The sequence below is a fragment of the Glutamicibacter sp. NPDC088483 genome (genome assembly GCF_044753145.1).
Lineage (GTDB): Bacteria > Actinomycetota > Actinomycetes > Actinomycetales > Micrococcaceae > Glutamicibacter.
Genome location: NZ_JBIVMP010000004.1, coordinates 274,845 through 296,591 on the forward strand (window position 1 = coordinate 274,845; position 21,747 = coordinate 296,591).

The window sequence follows — 21,747 nt, forward strand, 5'->3', positions numbered from 1 at the left end:
GGATCACTTCGACTGGATGTTCTATGACGCACCGGAGGGTCTACCGATGGTGATACGAGCATTCTCGCTTTATCAGCTTGCTTCAAGTGCGCTAACGCAAAATTACAAGGAAGGAATAAAGCGATTTCTTTATCTTGTTAGTTTGCTAAGTGCCCCTTGACGTTCGTTGAGCACATTTCGTTCGCCTCAACTTCTGAGTTAGTTAAGCCAAGTGAGCCCCATATTGGACAGTAGCAATATGCGCGAACCAATATAAGTCCAGTTATGCTCCGAGGTGTCGATAGTCCGAATTTTCATGGGTGTGGATACCTAAGAATATGAATCATACTTTTTCTGATACTTATAATTACTATCTTGGTATATGTGCCAAATTCAATTGATCACTTTAGGTATTTATTGGATACTCAAAGATAACATCTGCGCCACTGGCCGAACTCTCTGGTCGGTCAGGGTCGAGCGCAGCTATCCCTGGCGTTAAACAAAGGAAATTTAGATGATTTCGCACAATGTAGTTGCCCATGAAGCTGGCGGTCCAGAGGTGCTGAAATACGAGCCGATGGAACTGCCACCCGTTGGATCTGGGCAGTTACTGGTGGAAGTCGGTGCGACTGGTGTTAATTTCATTGAAACCTACCGTCGCGCTGGTCAATACGCGGTGGATTACCCTTTCGTCCCGGGTAGTGAATGCGCCGGAACCGTCGTAGCCGTCGGGGATGGTATTACTAGCTTTTCCGTAGGTGATCGAGTTGCCACTATGTGGGGGAAAAAGACCTACGCAACCCATACTTTAATTGAAGCTTCGAAGGCTGTGCGCATTCCTGATAACGTTCAGTTCGAGTCAGCAGCGGCTATGCTTTCACAGGGAATTACCGCTCATTACCTAAGCGTTGATTGCTACCCTGTCCGCAAAGAACATACTGTCTTGATTCATGCAGGTGCCGGAGGTGTTGGACGTCTTCTTATTCAGCTGAGCAAGTTGGCAGGGGCAACTGTTATCGCTACTACTTCCACCACGGACAAAGCTGCGGTTGCTACGGAAGCCGGTGCCGACTTCGTGATTGGATACGAAGGCTTTGCTGCAAAAGTACGTGAACTCACCGAGGGACTTGGTGTGGACGTAGTCTTCGATGGCGTCGGCAAGGACACCTTCGATGGCTCGCTGGAATCTTTGAAGGTCAGAGGCACCCTAGTGCTCTTTGGAGGCTCTTCGGGACCGGTTCCTCCATTCCAGCTGCAGCGACTAAACACGTACGGCTCCCTCTACGTCACCAGGCCAAAAACGGGCGACTACCTGCGAACCGACCAAGAACGCCAACGACGTATCAATGACGTATTACAGCTCGTCTCTGAGGGCAAGCTTAAGATCCGTGTCGGCAGGGCCTTCCCATTAGCCGAAGCAGCGCAGGCCCATGCTGCCTTAGAAAACCGAGAAACAACGGGCAAAACTGTATTGGTCCCGTAACTCCTAGAGCTCGGTCAGTCCTTGTTGGTCGTCTGCTGACCGAATATATGATGCCGCGTTTTCCGTCTGGACGTCAGTCTAGGCAGAAAACGTGGCATCGATTTTTAACGTTCTACGTGCGGGCCAGGGGCGGATTCTATGCCAATCTACAGTCGTGGCTGGGCAAGCGAGTCCGGGTCGCGTGGACTCAAATGGAAACGCAGGATCAACCAAAGGCACCTGTTCAAGGTCAGTCCAGTAAAGAGTCGCATTAAGATGTAGGACGGCCGGTTTACAGCTTGCGAGTCGATCCCAGACCAGTTTCGTCTATATTCACAGTTCAGTGAGTTCCGACTCATGGATTCTACGTCCATGAGAATCTTGATTATTCCCGACTTTCTGGGCCAGGATCAGGTCTACACAAATTTTTTGCTAAAGATCGAATTCCGAACCTCATAACCATGTCTGCTGTCTTATCTGGTGTCACGAGACTCATGATTTATTATGAATTAAGGAGAGTTAGGAGAGGTTTTGTCGTAACCAAAAATATGTCCTATTAGGCTCGCCCACGAAGGGTTTCGAAGATCATGAATTCTTGTTTATTAATAGATCGCGCCATTCAGAGTCCATACGTACGTTAGGCATTAATGCTGTTGAGCATTTTTCTACCAAGGAAATCTTTGATGCAGAATATCGTGAGCCTGCCGAGCATCTTTCATTTTTGACCCTTTTGACCCTTTTGGCACCAATTCGAGGCCTTGCGCCCCGTAAACTATGCCAGCCACCTTCTGAGGTTCCATAAGTCCAGAATCAGCGACTGGTACCTTTTCGACAAGATCGCCTAAACCCTCTTACTAGATTAGGCCTACGAGAAAATCAGCGACACAATGTGCTCAGCAACCGCCAACTGACGTAGCCGCGCCGAACGGATCGCCGCTGGGGTCTTCCTCGGCTTGGAGCAGGCCTATCTCGATGACTACGACCCGTTGATCGGGCGAGCTAGGGAACCTCGCCATCGACGGCTAGTTAAACTGCCCTTCGAAGGTTGAACATCCGGCAGATTCCCGGTAGATGATAATAAATAAGGCGCAAAGTGCTCTGTATCGCCGATGGAAAAGCAGCTCTATCGATTGCGTCAATCCAACCGACGCGGATCCCCGCTGCGGCGCCCGACGTTGGAACGTCTTTCCGGATTCTGCTATCAGTTGCCAGAACGCATGGAAGTCCATCCGCATGCCGGCTGCGAAAGGAATAGTGCACGCTACCTTCTAATCGAGTTAGGTGCGAATGGGAGTCAGTTCCAAATGGGGATCCTTGAAAGCCGGGGCCCATAGGGGGCATGAAACGTACGGCTTGTGGAACAAGCCTGGCTTCAACAAAGTGGCGCTCTGGGCCAGGCACAAGGCTAAGGTCATTGAAGCCAAGATCAGCAATGCAAACAGCATAATTTTGATGCGCAGTCTGATCCGAGAAGCGTGGTTGAGGTATCGGGGAGTTTCATAGCCTAATCGAAAACTTTGGGAATTAACGGCCACCTATTGACACGTTCTATAAGTCGCTTGGCTTGTTGTTGAATGCCGGACAGATCATTAAGCGCACGAGCAAATACGGTGCTGCCGAACTGCAGCGGTTAACCGTTTCATGGCCACTGTACCCCTGAAAGTCAGGTGTTGCAGCGGCCACGAATAGTCTGACTCCTTTATGGTCAGTCTCTAGAAACTTTAATACTTGGGGCAGATTCCTTTGCCGGCTTGGACAAATCGGTTCCCCTCGGTGAAGCCGAGGTGACGTGATATCCGCGATTGTTTTTTACTAGCAAGATGGCTAGGGCTGCAAAGATGCCCGGAATTGCGAAACTGAAGAAGATCGCTTCGCTACTGAAAGATCTGGTTAGCAACATGCCACCTAGGATTGGGCCAACCATGGCTCCGAGACGACCGATGCTTGACGCCGAGCCGAGCGCGGTAGCGCGAGCAAAGGGAGGATAGAACTGTGAGATGTAGACCTGAACCAGATTCTGTACACCGGTAATAGTGCCGCCAGCCAAGGCGACGAGGGCAAAGGTCAGCACAACGCTCTTGCTTAAGCCCACTCCGATAATCACGAGCACGCCGATGGCGTACAGGGATATGACAATGCTCTTCGCGCCAAACTTGTCGGCCAATCGCCCGGCTAGAATCGTTCCCACTATTCCGCCGATCTGCCAGAAAGCCAAGAAGGTCAACGAGCTGGTCAAGCTAAATCCAGCCTCCATCATAATTTTCGGCAACCAGTTCAAGATGCCGTAGGCCAACATCAGATGGCAGAAGAATGCAACCCAGAAGAGTATGGTGCTAGCACCACGTCGCTCGCTGAAGAGATCCGAGATAGGAAGCGCATTCTTAGAACGTTCCTCGACAATAAACACATGATCAGGAGATGGTAAGGAATCCTTGAGAATGCGACGAACCTGTGCTGCGATTTCGGTCTGACGGCCTTTCTTTTCCAGTATGGCGAAAGATTCTGGTGTTGTCTTAGCGATCCAGGGCAGTAGGGCTAGCGGGAATGCTGCGATCCATACGGACCATTCCCAACCGAAATTTGGAATAATGAAGATGCCCAATACCGGTGCTAACAATCCGCCGACTGCAAAACCAGTGAGGACAAAAGTCGTGATGGTGGCAACATGCTTTTTGGGTGAGAAATCTGAAAGAAGGGCGATGACGTTTGGCATGACGCCGCCCAATCCCATACCAGCGATGAAACGGCATACTGTGAAGAACAGCGGTTCTTGGGCGAATCCACAAAGCGCGGTGAAGAAACTATACAGTCCGACGGTGAGGAGAATTATGCGACGGCGGCCCAATTTATCGGCCAAAGTTCCAAAAATGAAAGCACCGATCAGCATGCCAAAGAGCCCGGCACTTCCGATAGTTCCGGCCTTGACCGCGTCGATGCCCCATTCATCCATCAGGGTGGGTGTAATCGCACCATAAATTGCTACGTCGTAACCGTCGAAGACAATCAGCAGGAAGCTGAGCGACGCCAATCCCAGGTGAAACTTGTTGAACTTGGCATCCTGGATCAGTGCTGCAGGGTTTATTTTTTCCAAGGGGAGCTTCTTCCTCGAAGGCATTCGAAATAGCTAAGAATCAAACGCTGACGGTGCCGAACTTGGTCCCGAGGAAGATATCTCGGATCAGAGCGCTTGTAGTCTAGAAAATTGTGCTATTTCAGAACCATTGGTTTATAGAATTCGTGGAGGAGCGATTTGGCTAGGGACCGGAATCCTTGCGGGTCCTTTCCCGTTTGAACAGGTTTTAGTGAACCGAAGTGCCAGCCTCGTGGTCTAGAGACACCGGTATCCTTCACCGTATGCCTTAACCATCTTGCCGGCGGGCCCCTTCGATGCATCAGGCCTGCTTGTTATTTCTCAACCTCACTGAATCAACTGTGATGCCAAGCACAGAATAAGACAAGTACTATTTCTGACCGTCAGTAATACCAGATTGGTAAAGACGTGCTGGGGATATTTGACCCCCAGAGAGCTCGCGTGCTAAGTCGATCACTCTGTGGATCGCATTGTTAGTCTCTTCCCGCCGCCAAATCATGCGTACCTGCAAGGGCTCATTGCGCGGTATGACGGGTTTGAAGACCACGCCATGCGATGGAAGGTTGTCTCGAATGGATTCCAGCGTCATGGTGATGCCGATGCCGGCGCCTACAAGCATCATTAGCGTGGAAGAGTCCGGAGCCATCTGCACCACGCGAGGTATGAACCCGCCAGATCGCGCAAGCTGATTGATGCGGTTTGGCAGATGCGAGTTGCCGCCTTGAAGTACCACCCATGGTTCTTGGGCTAGATCGATGGGTGAAACGCTGGAGGCTTGAGCTAGGGGGTGGTCGTCGGGCAGGCAAATCAGCTCATCTTCTGAGGAGATGACAAACGAGTCGACCTCCGCCGGAATTTGGTCCCAGCGCCCAATGAGCAAATCCAGTCGACCGTCTAAGAGTTTCTCGAGGCCCATGTGCCAGAACTGGGAATTGACCAGATCTAGGCTGATCCCCGGGTAATCATGCCGTACTCGACGCGCTAGTTCACCCACGATCGGGTTCGCTGCGGCTTCGCCGAAGCCCAAGCTGACTTGACCCGTCTCGCCGAGGTCTGCCTGTTTCACGATTTCCCTCATGCGCTGGGAAAGCATCACTAGCTCCCTTGCGGGTTCGAGCAAGGCTTGGCCTTGCCTAGTGAGCTCGACTTTTCGCGTATTTCTTTGAAATAGGGGGACCCCGAGGTCGCTTTCCAATTGGCGGATTAGCCGACTTAGCGGTGGCTGGGCAATATGCAAACGGGCTGCAGCGCGACCGAAATGCAGCTCTTCGGCGACGGCGATAAAGGCTTGAGCATTCCTGACATCCATGTTGATTGAGTATAGATGAGCCAGTCATTAAATATTTTCTTGGCATATTCTTCGCGTCATATCGCCACTTTTTTCGCGCTGTCCTGAATTTCGCTACTATCGCCCTTGAAAATAGGACATCATTTTCCTATGCTGAATCCGAGCAAGTTCGAGAGAGGACAATCACATGAACGAACGTACGGTCTCCCGGTCCGCCGATGCGGTCGTGGTCGGCGCTGGGCCAGTCGGTATGACTGCCGCGGCCCTTCTAGCCTCCCGCGGAATCAATGTCATCGTGCTGGAAATGAACGCTGGCACCAGCAACGAGCCCAAGGCCATCAGCATCGATGATGAGGCGCTGCGCACTTATCAGCAGGCTGGCATAGACGAAGCGGTCTCCAGCATCATCGTTCCAGGTACTGGAACCCGCTACTATGACTCGGAAAACAATCCGGTTTTCCAAGCTCGTGGCGCTGTGCCATACCGTCTTGGTCACCCTTTCAAGAATCCCTTCGCTCAGCCTGATCTGGAACGTGTATTGGCCCAGAGCTTGGCCGAGCATGAGCTGGTAAGCGTTGAATACAACACCCGGGTCGTTGACGTGGATCAGGATGCTTTAAACGCCTACCTCACTGTTGAAGGACCGCAGGGGAAAGAAACCATCAGCGCCTTGTATGTACTGGGCGCCGACGGGGGACGTTCAGTAGTTCGCGAAAAGACTATGGACAACGCGATGAGCGGTCGCAGTTACTCAGACGTCTGGCTGGTAGCTGATACTTTGGAGGATCCACATACCGAGCGTTACGGTATGCACCACGGCGATCCGCGACGGCCGCATGTTATCGTGCCAGGCCTGGATGGTCGTTGTCGTTATGAATTCCGTCTTTTCGAGGGGGAAGGTAAGCCTGGCGATGCACCGGATATTGAGCTGGTAAAGAAGCTAGTCGCCCCGTATCGCGAGATAGAACCGCATCAACTTGAACGTTCGGTGAACTATCGTTTCAATGCAGTCAACGCCGACAGCTACCGTGCGGGAAAGTTCTTCGTACTTGGCGACGCAGCTCATATGATGCCACCGTTCGCTGGGCAGGGGTTGAACTCGGGTATTCGCGACGCCGCGAACTTGACTTGGAAAATCGCTGAGGTAATCAATGGCAAGGCACCGGATTCGCTGTTGGATACCTATGAGCTCGAACGCAAGCCACACGCTGCGGCAATCATTGCGCAGTCCGTTCGGTTAGGCAGCGTCGTAATGACCACCAATGAACGGGTTGCCCGTCACCGAGACGCGGCGATCAAGCAAACCATCGCCTCGGCTGAGGGGCTGGCTTACTTCGAGGAAATGCGTTACCGACCGCTGGCCAAATACGACTCGAAACTGTCCCTGACTGAAGACGCGGGCGTGGCGATCGGCCAACCTCTGGTGTTCGATGCGAAATCAAGGCGCACCGCCCGACTGGATCACGTTGTTGGTAATGGGTGGGCGCTGTTCGGAGCAGATGTCACCGTCGAAGATTGGGAACAGGTCAAGGAGCTGGCCCGCGTCTTCGGAGCTTCCCGCTGGTACATCCCTTTCGGTGACGTGCAACCACGTGATGCCCAAACAGACGGTCTACTGATCGATCTTGATGGATCGCTCTACCGCGAGTTCGAAAGATTTGGTGGAAAGTTTGTTTTGGTTCGCCCGGATCACTTCATCGCGGCAGTTTTCTCACCTGAACAAACAACAGACCTGTTGACCCAAGCCCGCACGCTTCAGCTGCCAGATCAGGTGCTGGCTACCACGCCTCGCTAATACTTTACTAACCCACTCATTTTCTAGACTCTGTGAGTCCAAAGCAAAGGAGCAATATCATGGAACGTCCTGCACGTGTCATCCTTGAAGAGACTGGTGCCGCAGGCACCTTACGCGAAACCGCCACTTCCCACATCGGCTTCTACGTCCCCGACGTTGCCGCCGCCGAGCGTTTCTACAATCGCGTGTTGGGTTTGGTGCGTCATGCCGAAATTGAAAACGGCGTGCGCATGGGTTGGGGCACCGGCCACCACGTTCTGGACCTGCTTCAGGGGGAGAAATCACTGGCGCACTACGGTTTTGAAGTTCGTGATGAAAACGGCATTGAAGGCATCCGCGAACGCCTGCTGGCCGCAGGGCATGAAGTTAAGGACCTAGACCCTTCCTTCATCACTGAACCGTCGGGGGTGGCCAAGGGAATTGTCTTCACCGACCCAGATGGCACAGAGGTGCACTTCCATTCGCAGGTCCAGCGCCAGGGCGAGAATGCAGCCGATCCAGGCCGTCGTCCTATCAAGTTCCAGCACACCACTATCGGTACCGCCGACGTGGCTCGAACTGTAGAGTTCTACACCAAACTTGTCGGTTTCCGCATCTCAGATCAACTGCACGATGGAAACTTCTGCTGGTTGCGTTCTGACAAAGATCATCACACACTGGCCGTTGTTTTCACTGGCAAGGGTGGTGACATCGACCATTACTCTTACGACCTCGCTGAATGGGAAGATTTTAAGTCATGGTGCGACCGCCTGACTGAACTAGATGTGCCTGTAGCCTGGGGGCCAGGACGCCATGGGCCAGGCAACAATCTGTTCGTATTCTTCGATGATCCTGCTGGCAACCACATCGAGCTATCCGCGGAAATGGAAAAGTTCTACGACGACCGAGTGACCTACGTACCCCGTCGCTGGGAGCCAACCCCTGTCAGCGTCAACCTCTGGGGCGGCCAATTGCCGAACTGGCGCAAGGTATCGGGCTAAGCAGAATTCGCACCATCCATTTCATAAAATTCAGGAGAATATCCCATGGCGTACGCCAATTACATCTATCAGGGTCAGAACTTCGTCGGTGAGGTTTTCGGTGACCAACTGGTGCCGCTGCAGGGCATCGAGAGTATTAATTCCAGCACCCCCTCTGAGGTCCTGGCAACCGCTGAACGTCTGAAAGACCAAGCAGTAGCGGTGTCCCAGGTGGCTTTGCGTAGCGCGTCTCCCGAAGCAGGAAAGGTTCTCTGCATTGGCTTGAACTATAAGTCGCATGTAGCAGAAACCAATCGTGAACTTCCGAGCTACCCGGTCATGTTCCCAAAGTATTCCTCCAGCTTGATCAGCTCAGATGCAGAGATTCAGCTTCCTCCGGAAGCTACCCAGCTCGACTATGAAGGTGAGCTGGCGGTCATTATAGGCAAGGGTGGACGTCGCATTTCCGAAAGTAACGCGCTGGACCATGTTTTGGGCTACGCCGCGGCCAATGACGTGACGGTGCGCAACTACCAGTACAAGACCCACCAGTGGATGCAGGGCAAGGCCTGGGACAATTCAACTCCGGTTGGTCCCTTCGTTGTCACTCCGGACGAAGTGGACCTGAGCAAAGCCGGCATCAAGACGGTGCTGAACGGGCAGACTGTGCAGGAATCAGATCTTTCATATCTGATCTTTAGCATCCCGAACCTGATCGCCACCGTTTCCGAGTTTACGGCTCTGGAGCCGGGTGACGTAATCCTTACGGGAACCCCGTCGGGCGTCGGATACCGCCGCGACCCCCAGCTGTTCATGAAGGACGGCGATACCGTCTCAGTGACCATTGAAGGTGTTGGGACCGTCAGCAATAAGGTCGTCGCCGAGCGGGTCTAGTAGGCGCTTAGAATCCCCATCGCAATATCGTACTTCTGCCCCCTGCCTCCACGGCTTAGCCGTTGAGGCAGGGGGCAGCGTGCGTTGAAGGCCTCAACCTCACAGCTAAGCTAAGGACTATGGACCCACAGACTTCCTCCAGCGGATACCGCGACCGTAATAGTACCGCCGACAGAGCCCTGACAATCCTTGACATGTTCACCGAAACCAAACTATCGGTGTCTGCTCTCGAAGTAGCAACTGCTCTGTCAGTAGCTCGCTCTACCGCCTACCGCTATCTTGAGTCGCTGGTTTCTCGAGGGTTCATAGAAGAGTCTCCTACTGGAGGTTTCCGACTTGGGCTGCGGATCCTAGAGCTAGCTCACCTCGCACGTCAGGGATTCGGCCTGTCTGACATAGCGCTGCCGATCATGCGCCAGCTGTGTGATCAGGTCGGCCAGACTGTCCTGCTAACGCGCCGGGCTGGCACTGCAGCTGTCTGCCTTGAGCGAGAAGTCCCCCTCGGGCAGCTATTACGGATCTCCTACGAGCGAGGCAGCCAGCTCCCCTTGACTGCGGGTGCCTCGGCGCTGGTGTTATTGGCTTGGCTCGATGACGCTGAGGCTCGTGCGCTCTTTGAATCCATTCAGCGACCGCGCTTTACTGACAAGACGCTCACCACAACCGATGAGCTGATCGAACGTCTACACCAAATTCGAGAAGTCGGATATTGCATGACCCATGCTGAAGTCGACACCGATGCACTAGGCATGGCTGCACCAATTTTTGATGGCGAGGGCAGAGTGACCGCGGGTTTGAGCATAGTTGCATTGGGTAGCCGCGTCAATCAGATTGAGCGTTTAAAAATTATCCGAGCACTACGTATGAGTGCCGAGAAGATCAGCTCCAAACTACAAATTGCGGCCGGCTAAACACCCATATCAAACTGGTCCAAATTAACGCCATGACACGTATTTACACATGTCGCGGCGTTTTTTTGTATTCAAAAACCCATTGCTTGGCAGGTCGCTACCGCAATCCCCAAACGAAGTGTGTTGACAGTCACATCCATGAGTTATAGCTTTCATCTTGTCCTGCTTAGCAGATAGGCGATCTGCAATTCATGACAATTTTTGCGTCCGGCTGATTGGTTATCTGACCCAGCGCCGCTAGGACCACCACCCTTTCACATTCAGGAGGTCGGGATGTCCCGCACCATCACATCTGTCGCACTCGCGCTCACCGCCGTTGCTGCCTTTTCTCTAGCCGCCTGCTCCAGCTCAAGCAACGCTAGCGGCAGCGAAACAAACTCCAGCACGGTCCGCGTCGGCGCCGCACCAATCGCGCACTTCTACACAGCCCGGGTTGCCGAAGAAAGGGGGTTTTTCGATGAGGAGGGCCTGGATGTGGAACTCACCGACGTCACCAGCGCCTCCCAGCAGGTAGCCCTCATGGAAAGCGGCACCCTCGACATAGGTGGCTCTGGTCCAGCAGAACTACTGACCGCAGCCGCCCAGGGGATGTCGGTCAAAATCCTGCCCTTTTCCGACGTCTCTTCAACCGATCCCGCCAAGGCACTGCGTGGCATCGTGATCGATCCGTCGAAGGGCATTACCGATGTTTCCCAGCTCAAAGACCAGACGCTAGCAGTCTCAAACCTACTGAATGCACCGCACCTTGATGCGCTTGGAACCTTGGATAAGGACGGCATCAGCAAAGATGACACCACGTTCGTAGCGATTCCTTCGGGGCAGCAGTGGGAAAGCTTGAAGGGAGGAGAAATTCAAGCCGCAGTCATGACCGACCCGTCCCTGACTGTGGCGCTGTCCGACGGCGCCAAAGTTCTGGAATACCCTGAAAAGTCGGGCAACCTCCTCGCGTTCTCCTGGTTCGTTTCTGATGACTTCGCCAAGGACCGTCCTGACGACGCCCAGGCTTTCCTTCGCGCCATGGACAAAGCAGCAGCGCTTATCGAAGAGGACTCGGCTATCCTGCGCGCGGTCGCCGTGGAGCAGGGACTGGATCAGAATGTTGCCGATACGATGCGCATCCCTGCTTACCAGCGCACCTTGACCGCAGCGGATCTCCAGCCAATGGCAGACCTGCTCGCAACCTACGGTGTTATCAACCAGGAGATCGATCCGGCCAGCGTGCTTACTGATCTCACCGGTAAATAGCAGCCGGGTCATCTAGGAGAACACCATGAGTACATTGACTCTCCAAACACAGCGCGTAGCTTCGAAAACCACGCGACGCACCGCTTCGCAGCTTCCCCTGCGACTCGCGCAACTTGGCGTATTTTTCCTAGCGGCTGGGACTTGGGAAGCACTCTCACGCAGCGGCGTACTGGACGCCTCGGTCTTGCCGCCACCGACCAAAGTCTTCCCCAAAGCCATTGAACTTCTAGCGGAGAAGTCCTTCTGGGTTGCCATGTGGCAAACCGTGTACGGTTGGGCGCTGTCCATCCTTGGGGCAGCGATCATAGCCGTCCCACTCGGAGCCTTCCTGGGACGCAATCGATTCGCCGATGGTTCTTCCAAGCTGTTGATCGATGTTGTCCGCGCGGTCCCCACTGTTGCCCTCCTTCCGCTTGGCTTGATCTTGCTCGGTGCCAGTCAAGACCTGAAAATCATATTGGTTGGTGCTGCCTGCATCTGGCCGCTGACGGTGCAAGTCACCCAGGGCGTCAAAGATATCGACCCCGTTACCGCAGATATGGGTCGCGGCTTCCGTTTCTCAACCTGGCAAAACTTCAAGTGGATCCTAGTCCCCAGTGTGGGGATCTATCTGTCCAGTGGGCTGCGTGTGGTCAGCGTCCTAGGTCTATTCGCGGTTTTGGGCATCGAACTAATCGGCGGTATCTCTGGCCTTGGCTACCGAATGGCTGTCGCCCAAGAAGTCGGCAATTCAATCCTGCTGCTCGCTTATGTGGTTTGGACTACCGTACTGGCGGTCATCGTGAACACAGCCGTGGTCACTGGCGAAAACAAACTCTTCCACTGGCACTCATCACGGAGGCCCGCTAATGACTAGCCTGGCAACTAAACCCACCAAGACCCAGCGGATTCCTTGGCCCAAATTGCTGGTTTGGGAGCTGTGGCTACCGGTGCTCCTGCTCGCCGCCTGGTGGGTATCCTCGGCCTCCAGCACTGACAAGTACTGGATCCCGCTGTCACAGATGCTCACGGTGTTCTTCCAGGACATCCTGTTTGGCGATGCAGCTAAGCATATCCTTCCCTCACTGACTAACCTCGGCGTGGGGCTGGGCCTTGGATTGGTCGTCGGCGTCGTGTTGGGAACCTTCATTGGATCCTCAGCGAAGCTTGACCGCGCGACGCGGCCGTTCTTGGAAGTCTCCCGAGCCATTCCGCCGATCGCACTGATTCCAGTAGCAATTTCCGTATTCGGCATCGGCTCCAGCGGAAAGATCTGGCTTATCGCTTTCGCCGCGCTCTGGCCAGTATTGCTGAACACCGTCGAAGGCGTACGCTCGGTCGAACCAGCACTGCTGGATATGACCCGCAGCTACCGAATTCCATCCTCAATGGTATGGCGATTCATCAAACTACCCGCAGCAATGCCACAAATCATGGTTGGTATTCGCTGGTCCGTATCGCTGGCGATCATCGTCATGGTCTCCAGCGAAATGTTTTCCGCCACCAAAGGCATCGGCTTCTACCTCACCATGTCCCAGAAGACCTTTGCGATCTCCGAAACTTGGGCGGCCACCATCCTTTTGGGCGTCATCGGCTATCTCGCCAACCTTGCAGTACGTCTGGTCGAATACAGGCTGCTGGCATGGCACCGCGGTCGCCGGGAGGCAACCCGATGATGCATACAACATCCGCCTGGACCATTAATCAGGAGCAAACTGTGCAACCTACTTTGTCCATCCAGCAGCTGAGCAAATCCTTCGGGACCAACACCGTTATCGCGAACGTCACTCTCGACGTATATCCCGGAGAATTCGTTTCAATCGTCGGGCCCTCCGGCGTCGGCAAAACCACCTTGTTGCGATGCCTGTCCGGACTTATGGAACCCACCGCCGGCTCGGTGAAAGTCAATGGCAATCTCGTCACCGAACCACCGAAGGAAATCGCCATGGTTTCCCAGGACTACAGCCGTTCGCTCTTGCCTTGGATGAGTGTTGAAAAGAATGCGGCTCTGCCATTGCTGGCTCGCGGCATGGCGAAAAAAGACGCTTTCGAGGTGGTCAACGAAGCGCTACGCGACGTAGGACTATCTGCGGCTGGAAAGAAATACCCTTGGCAACTTTCCGGAGGTATGCAGCAACGCGTGTCTATCGCCCGTGGCATTGCCTATCGTCCGGACGTGTTGATCATGGATGAGCCGTTCGCGTCGGTTGATGCGCAAACCCGCCTAGACCTCGAAGACTTGATTCGTGGCATCCACCGGCAGCATTCCATGACGACCGTTTTCGTTACACATGACATTGACGAATCGGTCTATATCTCAGACAGGGTGGCGATTTTGGGCGGTCCACCGGCTCACGTCAAGCAGGTTTTGGACATTGATTTGGGTGCGGAACGTAATCAAATCGAGACCCGCTCCCAGCCCAAGTTTGCAGAGTATCGCAAGCAGATCATTTCGCAAATTTTCACGCAGAACCATCCGGGGACCAAAGCCCCCACGATCTAAAAGTACTGATGAAGTAACAACATCTGGAGGGAACCTGCCATTGGCAGGTTCCCTCCAGAGCTCTGCCCACCCATCGCCGATTATGAATCTTTAGGTATTAGTGGATGCCAAAATAAGTACTTCATTTTATTTATGCGGTGAATCACAGTTGTATGTAGGCGCATGGCGACGGGAATTGAACTCGTCTTGTCTGTCATAGAACTTTCCTCCGGCTCGGCGCAGAAGCCAAAGCCATGAGGCCATTAATCCTATGAAAGGAAACATCGTGAAGACTGATTTGGATGCGATTGTTGTAGGTGCCGGATTCTCCGGACTTTACATGCTGCACCGTCTGCGTGAACAGGGTCTGACTGTTCGCGTCTTTGAGCGTGGAACCGCCGTCGGTGGTACATGGTACTGGAACCGCTACCCGGGTCTGCAGTGCGATACCGAAACAATTTCTTACAGCTTCACCTTCGACAAGGCTCTGTACAACGACTGGACGTGGTCGCGGCGCTTCGCTCCTCGCGAGGAAATCCAGCGCTACGCGGAGTATGTCACCGATCGCTTGGACCTGCGCAAGGATATCCAGTTCCAAACGGCTGTTTCTTTCGCCCACTTCCAGGAAGAAAGCAATACATGGAAAGTTGGCCTCGACGACGGCACGGTTCTGACCAGTCGCTTCTTTGTAACCGCTTCTGGGCCACTTTCGACCGCCAATGTCCCAACTCTGCCGGGGCTTGAGGGCTTCTCGGGCGAGGTTTATCATACGGCGACTTGGCCACACGAAGACATTAAGTTCTCTGGCAAGAAGATCGCAGTCGTTGGTACAGGTTCCTCTGGCGCACAGGTGATCTGCAATGGAGGTATCGCGGAAAAGGTCGATCGCATGGTCGTCTTCCAACGGACCCCGCAGTACATCACACCGGCTAAGCAAATGGTGCTAAGCGAGGATGTTGTTCGCGAGCGCAAGGAGAATTTGGAAGCTCTGGTCGAGGAAATGAAGAACTCTTCGTTCGGAGCGCCAGGAACTAGCACTAACCGTTCTGCATTTGAGCACACCGCGGAACAACGGAAGGAAGTCTTCGAAGCTGCCTGGGAGTATGGAGCCCAAGCATTCGCCCTAGCGACCTACAACGACCTTACGTCGAATGAGGAAGCCAATGGTTTCGCCGCGCAGTTCGTACGCGACAAGATCTCTGAGATTGTTACCGATCAGGAAACGGCACGCAAGCTCATGCCAACGTACCTTTTTGGAACCAAGCGCCCGATCAAGGCTGACAACTACTACGAAACTTTCAACCGCGAAAACGTTGATCTCGTTGCGTTGAAGGAAGAACCAATCGTCGAGGTTACTGCCAACGGAATCCAGACCAAGGATGGCTTCTATGAGCTGGACATGATCATCTTCGCTACTGGGTTCGATGCTGTTACCGGAACCCTGTTCAACATGGACATTCGAGGAGTCGGCGGCCAGACCCTTCGCGAGAAGTGGAAGAACGGCGCCGAGGTCATGGCACATCTGGGCATCGCCACGGAAGGCTTCCCCAACATGTTCATGTGCCAAGGCCCCCAGAGCCCTTCAGTTATGGCTAACTTCTTGTTCGGCATCGAACTCAATGTGGGTTGGACCGCACGCATGATTGGCCACATGGTTGAGCAGGGAATCGATCGCGTCGAGGCAACTGCCGAAGCGGAGTTCAAATGGGCCGACATGGTCCAGAAGCAAGCGGAAGCAACGTTGCTGCTGAAGACCGAATCATGGTGGTCGGGTGCCAACATCGCTGAAAAGCCTCGTCCGAAGTACTTCTTGACCTACCTCGATGGGGTCAAGAAATACCGCGAAGTCTTGGAAGCTCACGAAGCAAACGGATTCGAAGGCTTCACCTTAGGAGCTGCCCTCGAATCCGCTACCGCTTCGGCATAGCAAATCGCTGCGCCCAGCAGAGAACGGGTTGCCAGTCAAAGCCACAAAACAACGGCTGACGACCCACACAAAGTATAGACAATTGACTCTCACGGCTCCGCCCCTGAGACACATTCTCGTAAAGGAGATCCCCATGGCTTATCTCAACGTCCGTCGCGTCGTTACCGGTCACGACAATGAAGGCAACGCAATTATCAAGTCGGATAGCGTGCTAGACACCAAGGTTTTTGGTACCGAAGCTGAAATGGTTGTTCCTTGGACCACCGCAGAATTCCCTTCGGACAACAATGACGATTTTGATGGTGCACTGCGTGAAGTGCGCCGAGTCTCCCCAGGAGGGTCGGTGCTGCAGTTCGTCAGCATGTTCCCGCACACAGAGTCCAAGCACCACCGAACCCACTCGCTAGATTACGCGATCGTGTTGGAGGGTGAACTGGAATTGGAGCTGGACAACGGGGAAAAGACTGTTGTGAAGGCTGGCGATGTCGCGATTCAGAGAGGAACCATCCATACGTGGAGGAATGCTACCGATTCGATGTCGAAGGTTGCTTTCGTCCTGCTCGATGCCGCTCCGGTAGAGATCAACGGCGAAGTGTTGCCACCTGCTAATTAAGCGTCTCATTTCTTGAGAAACCTGGGTGTGCAGTCATATAGAGGCTGCACACCCCACTTTTCATATTTCAGGCGCCACTGCGCCACAGCTCGAAAGGACCGTTACCCATGAGCGAGAACAACCTGCTCGAACTTTCCGCCGAAGCACTGGGGCATGCGCCAGGGCGAGGCCGCCTTCTAGGCAAGAAAATCCTTGTTGTCGGTGGCGGCCAAGCCGACTATGGTAACGACGAAGAATTGCACGGAAACGGGCGAGCCATGTCCATTTTGTTCGGACGCGAAGGCGCCGCCGTGACGGTCGCCGATCTGGATCTGAACAGCGCCCGGGATACCGTTAAATATGTGCAGAATGAGGGTGTTGAATCCTTCGCAGTAGTAGGAGACGCCACCAAGGAAGCAGAAGTCCAGCGCATCGTCGAGGAGGCTCACAAGCTGATGGGCGGACTGGACGGTCTGGTGCTTAACGTAGGAATCGATGGTGGGCACAAGATGGCCGGCACCAGTGCCGAAACTTGGGATACCGTTTTTGCGGTGAACGCCCGATCTCACTTCCTAGCGTGCAAATCGGCCCTGCCGCTCATGAACCAGGGTGGTTCCGTCGTGCTGATCAGTTCAACCTCTGCTTACACCTCAACCGGTGGTGTACCAGCCATGAGTGCTTCCAAGGCTGCTTTGGAGGGCATTCGTAATCACGTAGCGAACGAAAATGTTAACCGTGGTATCCGTTGCAACATCCTCGCGCCAGGGCTGATTGATACCCCGCTGGGACGTAAGGGAGGTCGTCAGCGTCCAGAGCGAAATCAGATCAACATCCCGATCGGACGTTTTGGTACGTCATGGGACACCGCCTATGCCGCGACTTTCCTACTTTCGGGCGAATCCACCTATATCACCGGCCAAACTATCGTCATGGATGGCGGACGGATGCTGCGCTAAGCGTGGCGAGTCTGACGAATTAGTCTTTCAACGCAGTAAGGATTCCATCTTGGAAAAGTCATATGAGCCAAAGACCTACGGCGAAAAGAATTTTGGCGGCGGTAACCCCTGGGACTACGTTCAGGAGTGGGATGTAGAACTGCTTGGTGAAGCCGTTCGCGATCCACAGCAGCGTCGCATCTGGGAACTGGCTATCCGTCTAGCTGGCGGATTGCCTTACATCTGGCAGGAGCTGGCCCGCCCTATTACGGAGATCTGTTACGGCCTGCTTGAAGTGCGCAAGGGTGACAAGATTCTGCTCATTGGCGAGGGCGTCGAGCCAGCCGGTTGGGATCGTGAACTGCGCGATTTAGCCGGTCCCGAGGGGCGTGTCGACGTTGTGGAAATCATCCGCGACGGGCGCAAAGCCGTACACAGCAAAAAGCGCGGACGTAGCGGCATGACCGGTTGTTGGCGCTGGGACTACACCGACGAACTGGACTCCGAATCTTACGATTCTGTAGCCATCCTGCAGTCAACTCAGCACGCCGATGATTGGGAGGAAACCGCTGGAGACCTATTGCGAGTACTCAAGCCAGGGCGTCGTATCGTGCTTGCTGAGGCAGTGCTCAACGGACCAAACTTCCACAACCGGGTCAACTCTGATGTTCACTTCCGCCAGTGGTTCGACAAGCTCTACGAACAGATCTTGCCAACAGATATCCCGTATTACTCCGGCGAAGAAATCCGTGAAGCTTTCGGCGACCGCGTTGAAAACCCGCAGATCATGGAGTGGAAGGGCATCGAGTTGTTCTGGGCCCGCAAACCGGAAAACAACAAGTAGTAAGGGGCACGACGATGACTCAGAACAACCTGGCCGAAGAAATTCCCGCTCAAGCACAGGCAATGGTCGCAGCTGCTCTTCAACAGCTTGTGGGTGAACTGGATCAAAACTGGCAGGCTGCCGTAGAAATCGATCCCGAATTCGTGGCCGCCTATTTGGACCTGGCCCGAGTTCCTGAACGTAGGGCTCGCCTGGACGGCGCCTCCCGCGCGTTGATCTCTCTGGCTGTCAGCGCTTGCGTCACGACGCTTGATCCGGAAGGCATTCGTACCGCGGCTGTTCAGGCGCGTGAAGCTGGTGCTACCCGTGAACAGGCATTGGAAGTAATCCAATTGGTCTCGGTTCTCGGCGTGCATACCGTGGTAACCGGGTTCCCTGAGGTTGAATCGGTTGCGCAATCTCGCGGCCTGCAGCTCGTTGACGGGCGCGAGCTCAGTGACAAGCAGTTGGCGACCAAAGAAAAGTTTGAATCTAAGCGTGGGTACTGGAGTGGCATGAATGAGATGCTGCTGCGCGTAGACCATGATTGGTTCGCGGCCTACACTGATTATTCAGCGCATCCATGGATCAACGGCGATCTTACTCCTAAACTGCGTGAACTGATCTATATTGCTATTGATCTGTCACCTACACATCTGTTTACCGCAGGTGTCGGGCCGCATATTGAGAATGCCTTCAAGCACGGCGCTAGCCTCGAAGAGATCGTAGAAACTTTGGAAATCACTGCGCTTGTTGGAATCTCAAGCTTACGTACTGCAGCACCGATTATCCGAGAAATATTCGGATAGTCGACATCTGGTCCCGCGAACCTTTGGTGGATCGCGGGACCAGTCAGTTTTAATAGGGATAGAAGTGCATTGAGCAACAGAAATGCCGTGCCCGAATGGAATGACGTATTTGAAGTCTGGATGCGCTCAAACGACTAGCTGAAATCAAATTCGACCAAGCCTGGGGCATGATTCGCCTTGATCACTAAGCCGAGGTTCACGGTGGTGTGCATGTAGAGAACTCTCGCAAGCTTGGCGACGCAACGTGAATTGAGTCCCACCTGCGTCCAGCTCGCACCTGCAGCTATCACCTCGCTGGGCGGTTGAATGCGTGCAACTCATGAGTGCCGCGCGTGCCAGCTGCCATCCGAACCCATGCGGCGCTACCTGCTGTAGCGCCGCATTTTCGGTAGATCAGGCCTTCGACTCAGCCGATTTCGCGTCAATCTGCTCAACCACAGGCTTGGCGGCAGCCGGAATGAGCGCCGCGAAAATGGCTGCCACGACGCAGATGCCAGCGCCCAGCCAGAAGCTCATGTGGAAGCCATCCAACGATGGGATCTGGGTTCCGCCAAAGTCGATGGTCATCTGCGCCAGTACCAGTCCGATCACCGCAGCGCCGGTGGTGGTGCCCAACGAGCGCATCAGCGTATTGAAGCCGTTGGCGGCCGCGGTTTCGCTGCGCGGAACCGCACCCATGATGATGGCCGGCATCGAGCCATAGGCGAAGGCCACGCCGCTGTTAATGACCACGCCGGTGAGCAGCAGGCCCCAAGCCGAGCCCATGCCCAGCTGTCCCACCAAGTAGCCTGCCGCCATGATCAGGATGCCGAGCACCAGAGTGAACTTCGGACCCTTGGCGCTGGTTAGCCGTCCGCTGACCGGGGCGAGGAAGAGCATCATCAGGCCAGCAGGGGCCATCCACAGGCCGGCTGCCAAGACCGATTGTCCCAGCCCGTAGCCGGTGGCATCAGGCATCTGCAGAATCTGCGGCATGACCAGCATGCTGGCGTACATGCCGAAGCCCACGAAGATTGAGGCGATATTGGTCAGCAGCACGCGTGGCACTGCGGCCGTGCGCAGGTCAACCAGTGGTGCCGTGGCGCGCAGTTCCCAGAATCCCCAGGCCACCAGCAGCAGGACGCCGGCAATGATGGTGCTCAGGGTGAGCGGCGAGCTCCATCCCCAGGTGGAGCCCTTGGAGATGCCGAGCATCAGGCTGATCAGGCCGGCGGCCAGTCCGATGGCACCTGGCCAGTCGAAGCGCTGGCGTGCACCCGGGGTGCCGGCATTCGGGATGAATTTAAAGATCAGTGCGGCGACGATCAGCGTCACCGCGGCTCCGAAGCAGAAGAGTACGCGCCAGGAAGAGAACTGGATGATCGCGGCGGACAGGGGCAACCCGATGGCTCCACCCACGCCGAGTGTCGCTGAGACTGTGGCAATGGCTGAGGGCAACTTTTCCTTGTCCACCAGATCGCGCAACATTGCGATGCCCAGCGGCACCATTCCCGAACCCATGCCCTGCAGTGCGCGGCCGATGATCATCACCGAAACATTGGGTGCGAATGCGCAGACCAAGCCGCCGATAATCAGCGGAAGAGCCAGAATGAGGAGCATTTTGCGCTTGCTGAACATGTCGCCTAGGCGGCCGGAGATCGGCACGACTGCTGCGGCGGCGAGCAGGGTTGCGGTGATGATCCACGCGGTGTTGTCGGCGGTGGTGTTGAAGATGCTCGGAAGCTCAGGGATCAGCGGCGTGACCATGGTCTGGGTGAGCGATGAGGCGATGCCGGCCGTAGCCAGGACGCCAACAACGAAGCCGGAGCTGGGTGCGCTGGCTTTGATGGAAGGGGACACGGGAACCTTTCAAGGTATGTGTAAGTTACATGCAATATGTATATTACACATTGAGGGTATGATGGAAAGCTAGGCCGAAGAAAGGGCGAAATGCAGCAGCGCATTGCGGACATTGAATATGAGCAGATGATGCTCAGCCGGTACACCATTGCCCAGCAGCGACAAGCAGGCGGGCTGGACCGCAGCGTCTATTTATTGATGAGCCGGATTGACAGCCATGGGGCCATGACCATCGCAGAATTGAGCCATGCGCTGCGACTGGATGCTTCCACGCTACAACGGCAGGTGACCAACGCAGTCAAGGAAGGTTATCTGCAACGCGTCACTGACCCGGACGGCAGCCTGGCGCGGAAGATCGCACTGACCGCTATTGGCAACCAGAAGCTTGGAGATGCGCGCGCCTTGTCGATCAATGCGCTGGAACGCATCATGGGGGACTGGGCTCCCGAGGACATTGATCAGTTCGCCAAGTACCTGCATCGCTTCAACATCTCGATCGAGGAATACAGCGAGTCCAAGCGCGGTTAAAGAAGAAATCCCGCCGGGCAATATCCGACGGGAATCTTTACGATCATCACTCGCACCTTCAAGAGGTGTCTTAAACTCTAATGCCGCTTTCTGTGCCATTCCTTTGGCGGAGCTAGCTATTAGCGATGCACTTGAGAAGGTTCGCGGACCCAGCGAAATGCACATAAATCAGCCGCGGTTCTCCGGCGAACTATGGATAAAAGACCATA

General features: G+C 54.7%; 18 protein-coding genes. 15 read left to right on the top strand and 3 right to left on the bottom strand.

Annotated elements, in window-relative coordinates:
* The first annotated feature begins 496 nt into the window (after positions 1-496).
* On the top strand, positions 497-1,462 hold the full coding sequence (locus ACIP6G_RS10370) for a quinone oxidoreductase family protein (RefSeq protein WP_400290092.1): 966 nt from the start codon (positions 497-499) through the stop codon (positions 1,460-1,462).
* 1,684 nt (positions 1,463-3,146) lie between these two features.
* Here ACIP6G_RS10370 and ACIP6G_RS10375 read toward each other — a convergent pair.
* Entirely contained in the window at positions 3,147-4,532 is a 1,386-nt protein-coding gene (locus tag ACIP6G_RS10375) for an MFS transporter (RefSeq protein ID WP_400289861.1), read from the bottom strand.
* A gap of 370 nt (positions 4,533-4,902) precedes the next feature.
* Complete coding sequence (locus ACIP6G_RS10380; protein WP_400289862.1) at positions 4,903-5,841, bottom strand: LysR family transcriptional regulator; 939 nt, start codon at positions 5,839-5,841, stop codon at positions 4,903-4,905.
* A 166-nt stretch (positions 5,842-6,007) separates the two neighbouring features.
* Here ACIP6G_RS10380 and ACIP6G_RS10385 point away from each other — a divergent pair, with 166 nt between their 5' ends.
* The 13 genes from ACIP6G_RS10385 (at position 6,008) to ACIP6G_RS10445 (ending at position 19,171) form a co-directional block, all read left to right on the top strand.
* On the top strand, positions 6,008-7,615 hold the full coding sequence (locus ACIP6G_RS10385) for an FAD-dependent monooxygenase (protein ID WP_400289864.1): 1,608 nt from the start codon (positions 6,008-6,010) through the stop codon (positions 7,613-7,615).
* 59 nt (positions 7,616-7,674) lie between these two features.
* Entirely contained in the window at positions 7,675-8,595 is a 921-nt protein-coding gene (locus ACIP6G_RS10390) for a VOC family protein (RefSeq protein ID WP_400289870.1), read from the top strand.
* Between the two features lie 45 nt (positions 8,596-8,640).
* A complete protein-coding gene (locus ACIP6G_RS10395; protein ID WP_400289872.1) occupies positions 8,641-9,468 on the top strand; it encodes a fumarylacetoacetate hydrolase family protein in 828 nt (275 codons plus the stop codon).
* A gap of 119 nt (positions 9,469-9,587) precedes the next feature.
* A complete protein-coding gene (locus tag ACIP6G_RS10400) occupies positions 9,588-10,379 on the top strand; it encodes an IclR family transcriptional regulator (protein WP_400289875.1) in 792 nt (263 codons plus the stop codon).
* 273 nt (positions 10,380-10,652) lie between these two features.
* Positions 10,653-11,624 carry an ABC transporter substrate-binding protein gene (locus tag ACIP6G_RS10405; protein WP_400289877.1) on the top strand — a complete coding sequence of 324 codons (972 nt, stop codon included), beginning with the start codon at positions 10,653-10,655 and terminating at the stop codon, positions 11,622-11,624.
* Positions 11,625-11,808: 184 nt separating this feature from the next.
* A complete protein-coding gene (locus tag ACIP6G_RS10410; protein WP_400289880.1) occupies positions 11,809-12,480 on the top strand; it encodes an ABC transporter permease in 672 nt (223 codons plus the stop codon).
* Positions 12,473-13,279, top strand: a complete 807-nt coding sequence (locus tag ACIP6G_RS10415; RefSeq protein ID WP_400289882.1) for an ABC transporter permease — start codon at positions 12,473-12,475, stop codon at positions 13,277-13,279. The genes ACIP6G_RS10410 and ACIP6G_RS10415 overlap by 8 nt, the downstream gene beginning before the upstream one ends.
* On the top strand, positions 13,276-14,106 hold the full coding sequence (locus ACIP6G_RS10420; RefSeq protein WP_400289884.1) for an ABC transporter ATP-binding protein: 831 nt from the start codon (positions 13,276-13,278) through the stop codon (positions 14,104-14,106). Before ACIP6G_RS10415 ends, ACIP6G_RS10420 begins: the two co-directional genes overlap by 4 nt.
* A 265-nt stretch (positions 14,107-14,371) precedes the next feature.
* Positions 14,372-16,012 carry a flavin-containing monooxygenase gene (locus ACIP6G_RS10425; protein ID WP_400289887.1) on the top strand — a complete coding sequence of 547 codons (1,641 nt, stop codon included), beginning with the start codon at positions 14,372-14,374 and terminating at the stop codon, positions 16,010-16,012.
* Between the two features lie 133 nt (positions 16,013-16,145).
* The gene (locus ACIP6G_RS10430; protein ID WP_400289889.1) at positions 16,146-16,625 is read left to right on the top strand and encodes a cupin domain-containing protein; all 480 of its coding nucleotides are present in this window, start codon (positions 16,146-16,148) and stop codon (positions 16,623-16,625) included.
* A gap of 107 nt (positions 16,626-16,732) precedes the next feature.
* Positions 16,733-17,560: an SDR family NAD(P)-dependent oxidoreductase gene (locus ACIP6G_RS10435; protein WP_400289892.1), complete on the top strand. Its 828-nt coding sequence runs from the start codon at positions 16,733-16,735 to the stop codon at positions 17,558-17,560.
* A gap of 49 nt (positions 17,561-17,609) precedes the next feature.
* The gene (locus ACIP6G_RS10440; RefSeq protein WP_400289894.1) at positions 17,610-18,383 is read left to right on the top strand and encodes a hypothetical protein; all 774 of its coding nucleotides are present in this window, start codon (positions 17,610-17,612) and stop codon (positions 18,381-18,383) included.
* 14 nt (positions 18,384-18,397) lie between these two features.
* The gene (locus ACIP6G_RS10445; protein WP_400289896.1) at positions 18,398-19,171 is read left to right on the top strand and encodes a carboxymuconolactone decarboxylase family protein; all 774 of its coding nucleotides are present in this window, start codon (positions 18,398-18,400) and stop codon (positions 19,169-19,171) included.
* Between the two features lie 393 nt (positions 19,172-19,564).
* Here the strand turns inward: ACIP6G_RS10445 and ACIP6G_RS10450 are convergent, their stop codons facing one another.
* The gene (locus ACIP6G_RS10450; RefSeq protein ID WP_400289898.1) at positions 19,565-21,010 is read right to left on the bottom strand and encodes an MFS transporter; all 1,446 of its coding nucleotides are present in this window, start codon (positions 21,008-21,010) and stop codon (positions 19,565-19,567) included.
* A gap of 90 nt (positions 21,011-21,100) precedes the next feature.
* Between ACIP6G_RS10450 and ACIP6G_RS10455 the strand changes: the two genes are divergently transcribed.
* Complete coding sequence (locus tag ACIP6G_RS10455; RefSeq protein ID WP_400289900.1) at positions 21,101-21,538, top strand: MarR family winged helix-turn-helix transcriptional regulator; 438 nt, start codon at positions 21,101-21,103, stop codon at positions 21,536-21,538.
* The last annotated feature ends 209 nt before the right edge of the window (positions 21,539-21,747 follow it).